This window comes from Rhodococcus jostii NBRC 16295, from assembly GCF_001894825.1.
Lineage (GTDB): Bacteria > Actinomycetota > Actinomycetes > Mycobacteriales > Mycobacteriaceae > Rhodococcus_F > Rhodococcus_F jostii.
In genome coordinates this window covers 51,326-57,735 of sequence record NZ_BCWY01000063.1, presented here as the reverse complement: position 1 = coordinate 57,735, position 6,410 = coordinate 51,326, and the positions used below count along the sequence as shown (strand labels likewise).

Here is a 6,410-nt window from a genome sequence, read left to right as displayed (position 1 = left end):
CACCGGCGCCGGTCGCGCCCGCCGCGCCGGCACCGGCGGCCGTCGCTCCGTCCACTCCCGAGGCCGAGGACGCGTTCACGCTGTTCTGAGTCCGCCCCTGTTCTCATCTGCCGGTGCTCCGTGCCCGGCACCTGTCGAGGAGAAGTCTGTTGACCGAGGATCTGCGGGTTCAGGAGTTCTGGCGTGCGCTGGGACTGCCCGGCATCATCGACGTCCACACCCATTTCATGCCCGCGAACGTAATGGAGAAGGTGTGGGGCTATTTCGACGCCGTCGGCCCCCTCACCGGGCGTGAATGGCCGATCCACTACCGGCACGAAGAAGACGTCCGCGTCGAACACCTCCGCGGGTTCGGCGTCCGGCGGTTCACGTCGATGATCTACCCGCACAAGCCGGACATGGCTGCGTGGCTCAACCAGTGGTCGGGCGAATTCGCCCAGCAGACCCCCGACTGCCTGCGGACGTCCACGTTCTACCCGGAGGAGTCCGCGGCCGAGTACGTCGCCGAGGCGATCGAGTCGGGCACGCGCGTCTTCAAGTCACACATCCAGGTGGGGCAGTACTCACCCAACGATCCGCTCCTCGACCCCGTCTGGGGTGCGCTGCAGGAGTCGGGTGTCCCGACCGTCATCCACTGTGGGTCGGGACCGGCACCCGGCACGTACACCGGGCCCGAACCCATCGCCGAGCTGCTGTCGCGGTACCCGAGACTGCACCTGATCATCGCGCACATGGGTCTGCCGGAGTACCGGGAATTCCTGGACCTGGCCGGCAAATACCCCAACGTGTACCTCGACACCACGATGGCGTTCACGGACTACACCGAAGCGGCCACACCGTTTCCCCGCGACGAGGTCCACCGGCTGGCCGATCTGCAGGAGCGGATCGTGTTCGGCAGCGACTTCCCCAACATTCCGTACCCCTACCTGGACGCGCTCGAGGGTCTCACCCGATTCGACCTCGGTGAGCCGTGGCTGCGGGCGGTCTGCCACGACAACGCGGCACGGTTGTTCGCGATCGACTGACGCTCTCGGCTGCCGCTCAGGACCGATCGCGGAACGTCATCACGAAACCGGCCATCGCGGCGAGGACGGCCAGGACGTAGACCGGCACCTGCACCCAGACGGGGGCGGTGCGGTTCACGATCATCGCCGCCGCCATCGCGACGACGATCAGCACCACACCGTAGAACGGGGTGCGCTGCGGGTGGTCGCCTCGTGCCATGCGATCCAGTGTGCACCGCGATCGGCGGCTACCCGACCGCCTCGGGGACCCGCGTCTGCGCGACCCATCGGCCGCGTTGCCGGGTGATCTCGATGGGGTGGTCGAAGCACTCGCTGATGTGTTCGGTGGTGAGGACGTCCGCGACGTGGCCTCGAGCGATCACCCGGCCGTCGCGGATGAGGACGGCGTGCGTCGTGGTGGTGGGGATTTCCTCGAGGTGGTGGGTGACGAGGATGCTGGCGAGGCTCGGGTAGCGTTCGCGCAGTTCGTCGAGTGCGGTGAGGAGTTGTTCTCGCGCAGCGAGATCGAGGCCGGTGGCGGGTTCGTCGAGCAGGAGGAGTTGCGGTTCCGCCATCAGGGCCCGTGCGATCAGGGCCCGGCCGCGTTCGCCCTGGGACAGATTGGGCCACAGGGCGTCCGTGTGCTTCTGCATGCCGAGGGAGGCGATCAGTTCGTCGGCGCGGGCGATCTGCTCCGGGGACGGTGTCCACCGCGGCACGAACTCGGGTGTGTTGGTGAGTCCGGTGAGCACGACGTCGCGGACGGTCAGCGGCGCGTCGATGCGGTGCCGCGGGTTGACGTGCCCGATGTGGGCGCGCAACTCGCGCATGTCGACCCGGCCCAGCCGGTGGCCGAGCACGTGGACGGTGCCGTGTGTGGGGTGTGCGAAGGCGCCGAGCATGCTCAGGAGTGTGCTTTTGCCTGCACCGTTCGCGCCGAGCAGCACCCAGTGCTGTCCGCGTTCGATGCGGAGGGTGATGTCGCTGAGCAGATACCGTCCGCTCCGCACGAGGTCGACGTGCTCGATGCTGACGACCGAATCCGGGGTGGTCACTGATTTTCGCCTTTCCGCAGTATCGACATGGTCGGATCGAGGTTGGCGGCCGTCGCGGCGACGGCCGCCTCGGCGTCGCCTGCTTCCAGCGCGCGGAACAGATCGTCGTGGGCGCAGCTGGTGTCGGGTCTGCCCGGTTCGTGATCGACGAGTTCGGCGAGCGCGTCGACGAGGAGCGGCCGGATCGAGTCGAACAGTGCGGACAGGATGGAGTTGCCGGCGATCTCGAGGATCGCGGCGTGGAAGTCGAGGTCGGCGGCGACGAAAACCGCGGTCGACTCGGTGGTGCTGTCGTGGCGGGCCGACAGTTGCGCGCGCAGACGTCGAAGATCCTCGGGGCGTACGCGTTCCGCGGCGAGCCGGGCCGCCTCGATCTCGAGGGCGCGCCGCACCTCGTACACCTCGAGCAGCCGGGCGCGGCGCAGCAGCTTCTCGAGCCCGGCGCCGCCGGTGGGTGGCTGGGCGACGAACGTGCCGACGCCGTGCCGGACGTCGAGCAGTCCGTCGCGGGCGAGCAGTCGAACGGCCTCGCGCACGGACGAACGGCCGACACCCAGTTCAGCGGCCAGTTCGGCTTCGCTGGGGATGCGACTGCCGAGCGTCCACTTGCCGTCGCGGATCCACGCGGTGAGGAGTTCCTCGAGCTGGGGGACCAGCGGTCCGTTGCGGAGGGTGTGGCGTCCGGGCATGCGGCGACGCTAACACAGTCCTCAGACGTCTGAGGACTGACCCGGGCCTATGGTGAATCGGAAAGGACCACCGCAGCAGAGGAGAGGTGCACCATGGCCGTCGCCACCGCAGACCGCGTCACGCGGGAAGAATTGCTCGACTTCGTCCGACCGCGACATCGCAGCGTCCTGATCACCCGGAAGCGGTCCGGAGGCCTGCAGATCTCCCCGGTCACGTCGGGACTCGACGAGGAGGGACGGATCGTCGTCTCCACCTACCCGCAGCGCGCCAAGGCCGCGAACGTGCGACACGACCCCGCCGTGAGCGTGTGCGTGCTCTCCGACGAGTTCAACGGCGCCTACGTGCAGATCGACGGCACGGCCGAGGTGCTGGACCTGCCCGACGCACTCGAGCCGCTGGTGGAGTACTTCCGTGGCATCTCCGGGGAGCACCCCGATTGGGACGAGTACCGGGACGCCATGCGGAAGCAGAACAAGAGCCTCATCCGGATCACCATCGACGAATGGGGACCCATCGCGACCGGTGGCTTCCCGCCCGATGCCGATCGCGGATAGGTCCCCCCGTCACGACACCCCCTGCGCGTCGCGCGGAAGCCCGAGCATGCGTTCACCGATCACGTTGAGCTGCACCTCGGTGGTGCCGCCGTAGATGGTGGTGGCGCGCCCGGCGATCAGCTGCTCCATCGCCTTGTCGCTCGGCTCACCCGGAATGCTCACGGCACCCGCGGCGCCGAGTTCGGCGACGACGAACTCGGCGATCGACTGTCCGAGCCCCATGCCGAGCAGCTTCCCGACGCTCGACGTGGTGCTCACGTCCGCCCCCGACAGTTGCTTCAGCACGATGCGGGAACCGATCAGATCGATGGCCTGGCTCTCGGCCACCAGTTCGCCGACGCGGAAACGGGCCAGCGGTCCCAGTTCCCGGCCGCGGGCGAACTGCAGCAGGTCCTTGTCGGTGGCGTAGGCCTCCATCTTCTGGCTCAGCGCCACCCGCTCGCCGGCGAGGGTCGTGCGGGCCACGTTCCAGCCGTCGTTCACGTTCCCGACCACGTTGGCGTCGGGGATGAACACGTCGTCGAGGAAGACCTCGTTGAACAGGGCCGACCCGGTCATCTCGCGTAGCGGCCGGACGGTCACCCCAGGCGTCGACATGTCCAGCACGAAGTAGGTGATTCCCTCGTGTTTCGGCTTGGACGGGTCGGTGCGGGCGATCAGCATCGCCCAGTCGGAGAACTGCGCGACCGTGGTCCAGATCTTCTGCCCGGTCACCGTCCAGCCGCCGTCGACCTTCTCCGCCTTCGTCGTCAGCGACGCGAGGTCGGAGCCGGCCCCCGGTTCGCTGAACAGCTGGCACCACACCAGATCTCCGCGCAGGGTGGGGACGGCGAGGTCCTGCTTCTGCGCGTCGGTGCCGTGGGCGACGACGGCCTGCACCGCCCAGCCGCCCATCAGCAGCTGCGGCATCGGGATGCCGGCTGCCGTGATCTCCTGGGCGATGACGATCTGCTCCAGCGGGGACGCGCTGCGGCCGTACGGCTTCGGCAGGTGCGGCTGCACCCAGCCGCCGTCACCGAGCGCGATCAGCTGGTCGTCCTCGTCGAGACCGACCAGTGGAACGAGTTCCGCTCGCACTGTCGTGCGGATCGTTTCGGCCTCGCCCGGCAGTTCCAGTACGGAGGTGCGGGCGGTGCCGGCGAGCGACTGATCGGCCACGCGGGTGGCACGCTCCTCCCGGGTGCCGAGGATCCCGCGGATCGACAGCGCGCGGCGGTAGTACAGGTGCGCGTCGTGCTCCCAGGTGAATCCGATGCCGCCGTGGACCTGGATGCAGTCCTGCGCGCACTGCACCGCGGCGTCGGGAACGATGACGGCGGCGACGTCGGCGGCGAAATCGGCGGTGTCGTCGCCGTTGTCGAGGGCGGACGCGGCATCCCACAGCACCGCGCGCGCCTTCTCCAGGGCGATGCCCATGTGGGCGCACTTGTGCTTGACGCCCTGGAACTGGCCGATCGGACGCCCGAACTGCACCCGCGTCTTCGCGTACTCGGATGCGGTGGACACGCACCAGGACATCACGCCGGTCGCCTCCGCACCGAGGACGACGGTGGCGATCGACCGGACACGCCGCTCGCTGAGCCCGTCGAGGATCCGGTCGGCTCCCACCTGCACGTCGGTGGCGGTGATCCGGGCCGAGCCTCGGAGCACATCGATGCTGTCCTGCACGGTGACGGTGACATCCGCGGAATCGACGACGGCCCAGCGGACGTCGTCGCCGACGGTGATCGGGAGCAGCACGATGTCGGCATGCTCGCCGCCGAGGACGGCGTCCGCGACACCCGACACCCGGTATCCGCCGTCGTGCGCCGAAGCGTCGAGCGTCCGGCCCAACGCGACTGCGGCCGTGTGTGATCCGTCGAGCAGTCCCGGCATCAGCTCGATGCCGACCTTGGAATCGGCGGCCGCCACGAGGGCGGCGGACAGCGCGGTCGGGACGAACGGGCCCGGAGCGACCGTCCGCCCCAGGGCTTCGAGAGCCACCGCCATCGTGAGGAGCCCGGCACCGTGACCGCCCTTGTCCTCGGGGATGTGCAGTCCCAGCAGGTCCTGACCGACGAGAGCATCCCAGAACGGCGGAAACTTGTCCTCGCCCGTGGACTCGACCGCGGACCGGACGTGATCGGAGGTGATGGTGCGTTCGGCGAATGCGCGGACCGAGTCGGCGAGGGCCCGGTGTTCCTCGGTGAGCCCGAGCCCGAGCTCGTACGTGTTCTTGGCCATGTCGGGGCCCTTCAGCCGAGCCGGTCGGCGAGGTCGGCGACGGTCCACGGGCCGTCGCTCTCGATGGTCGTGACGTCGTGCCAGCCGGCGAGCTCGGAGATGGCCCCGCCCTGCACAGCGAACACCTTGCCGGTGATCTTGCAGTTCGCGTCGGCGAGACGCGCGACGAGCGGAGAGATGTTGGCGGGGCTGAACGCGTCGAACTCGCCCTCCGGTACCTCCTCGGCGAACAGCGCGCCCATACCCGGGGTGGCCAGCGTGAGCCGGGTGCGGGCGATCGGCGCGATCGCGTTGACCCGGACGCCGTAGCGCTCGAGCTCGTCCGCGGCGACCAGGGTGAGTGCGGCGATGCCCGCCTTCGCGGCGCCGTAGTTGCCCTGGCCCGCGTTGGGCATGAACGTGCCCGACGCCGACGCGGTGTTGATCACGGACGCGTTCACGGTTTCGCCCGCCTTGGTCTGCGCCTTCCAGTACGCCGCCGCGTGGTGCAGGGTGGCGGCGTGGCCCTTGAGATGCACGGCGATGACGGCGTCCCACTGGCTTTCGGTCATGCCCGCGATGAAGGCGTCCCGCAGGATGCCCGCGTTGTTGACGAGGACGTCGAGTCGGCCGAACTCGCTCACCGCTTGATCGACGAGTCCTTCCGCGCCGGCCCACGACGCGACGTTGTCGGTGTTCGCGACTGCCGTGCCGCCCGCGGCGACGATCTCGTCGACGACCTGCTGCGCCGGGCCCGCGTCCTCGCCGGTGCCGTCGTTCGCACCGCCGAGGTCGTTGACGACCACGGCAGCGCCCTCACGGGCGAAGAGCAGTGCGTGCTCCCGGCCGATTCCGCGTCCGGCGCCGGTGACGACGGCCACCCGTCCGTCGAGTGTTCCCATGTG

The 6,410-nt window shown here is 69.2% G+C and carries 7 protein-coding genes; 2 read left to right on the top strand and 5 right to left on the bottom strand.

Annotated elements, in window-relative coordinates:
* Positions 1 to 149 precede the first annotated feature (149 nt).
* On the top strand, positions 150 to 1,025 hold the full coding sequence (locus RJ1_RS31350) for an amidohydrolase family protein (RefSeq protein ID WP_073366395.1): 876 nt from the start codon (positions 150 to 152) through the stop codon (positions 1,023 to 1,025).
* Positions 1,026 to 1,041: 16 nt separating this feature from the next.
* On the opposite strand, the gene RJ1_RS31345 is transcribed toward RJ1_RS31350, so the two are convergent.
* The 3 genes from RJ1_RS31345 to RJ1_RS31335 are packed head-to-tail and all read right to left on the bottom strand — an operon-like array spanning position 1,042 to position 2,748.
* Positions 1,042 to 1,224: a hypothetical protein gene (locus RJ1_RS31345; RefSeq protein WP_073366394.1), complete on the bottom strand. Its 183-nt coding sequence runs from the start codon at positions 1,222 to 1,224 to the stop codon at positions 1,042 to 1,044.
* Between the two features lie 28 nt (positions 1,225 to 1,252).
* Entirely contained in the window at positions 1,253 to 2,059 is an 807-nt protein-coding gene (locus RJ1_RS31340; protein ID WP_073366393.1) for an ABC transporter ATP-binding protein, read from the bottom strand.
* Positions 2,056 to 2,748, bottom strand: coding sequence for a FadR/GntR family transcriptional regulator (locus tag RJ1_RS31335; protein WP_073366392.1), 693 nt, complete (start codon positions 2,746 to 2,748; stop codon positions 2,056 to 2,058). Before RJ1_RS31335 ends, RJ1_RS31340 begins: the two co-directional genes overlap by 4 nt.
* A 93-nt stretch (positions 2,749 to 2,841) precedes the next feature.
* On the opposite strand from RJ1_RS31335, the gene RJ1_RS31330 reads away from it, so the two are divergent.
* A complete protein-coding gene (locus RJ1_RS31330; RefSeq protein ID WP_073366391.1) occupies positions 2,842 to 3,303 on the top strand; it encodes a PPOX class F420-dependent oxidoreductase in 462 nt (153 codons plus the stop codon).
* Positions 3,304 to 3,312: 9 nt separating this feature from the next.
* Here RJ1_RS31330 and RJ1_RS31325 read toward each other — a convergent pair whose 3' ends face one another.
* Positions 3,313 to 5,526 carry an acyl-CoA dehydrogenase family protein gene (locus tag RJ1_RS31325; RefSeq protein ID WP_073366402.1) on the bottom strand — a complete coding sequence of 738 codons (2,214 nt, stop codon included), beginning with the start codon at positions 5,524 to 5,526 and terminating at the stop codon, positions 3,313 to 3,315.
* An 11-nt stretch (positions 5,527 to 5,537) separates the two neighbouring features.
* Complete coding sequence (locus tag RJ1_RS31320; protein ID WP_073366390.1) at positions 5,538 to 6,407, bottom strand: SDR family oxidoreductase; 870 nt, start codon at positions 6,405 to 6,407, stop codon at positions 5,538 to 5,540.
* Between the last annotated feature and the right edge of the window lie 3 nt (positions 6,408 to 6,410).

Bases quoted from the DNA above. Each gene is read 5' to 3' on its own strand.
- RJ1_RS31345 (WP_073366394.1), bottom strand. From the start codon at position 1,224: ATGGCACGAGGCGACCACCCGCAGCGCACCCCGTTCTACGGTGTGGTG.
- RJ1_RS31335 (WP_073366392.1), bottom strand. From the start codon at position 2,748: ATGCCCGGACGCCACACCCTCCGCAACGGACCGCTGGTCCCCCAGCTC.
- RJ1_RS31330 (WP_073366391.1), top strand. From the start codon at position 2,842: ATGGCCGTCGCCACCGCAGACCGCGTCACGCGGGAAGAATTGCTCGAC.
- RJ1_RS31325 (WP_073366402.1), bottom strand. From the start codon at position 5,526: ATGGCCAAGAACACGTACGAGCTCGGGCTCGGGCTCACCGAGGAACAC.
- RJ1_RS31320 (WP_073366390.1), bottom strand. From the start codon at position 6,407: ATGGGAACACTCGACGGACGGGTGGCCGTCGTCACCGGCGCCGGACGC.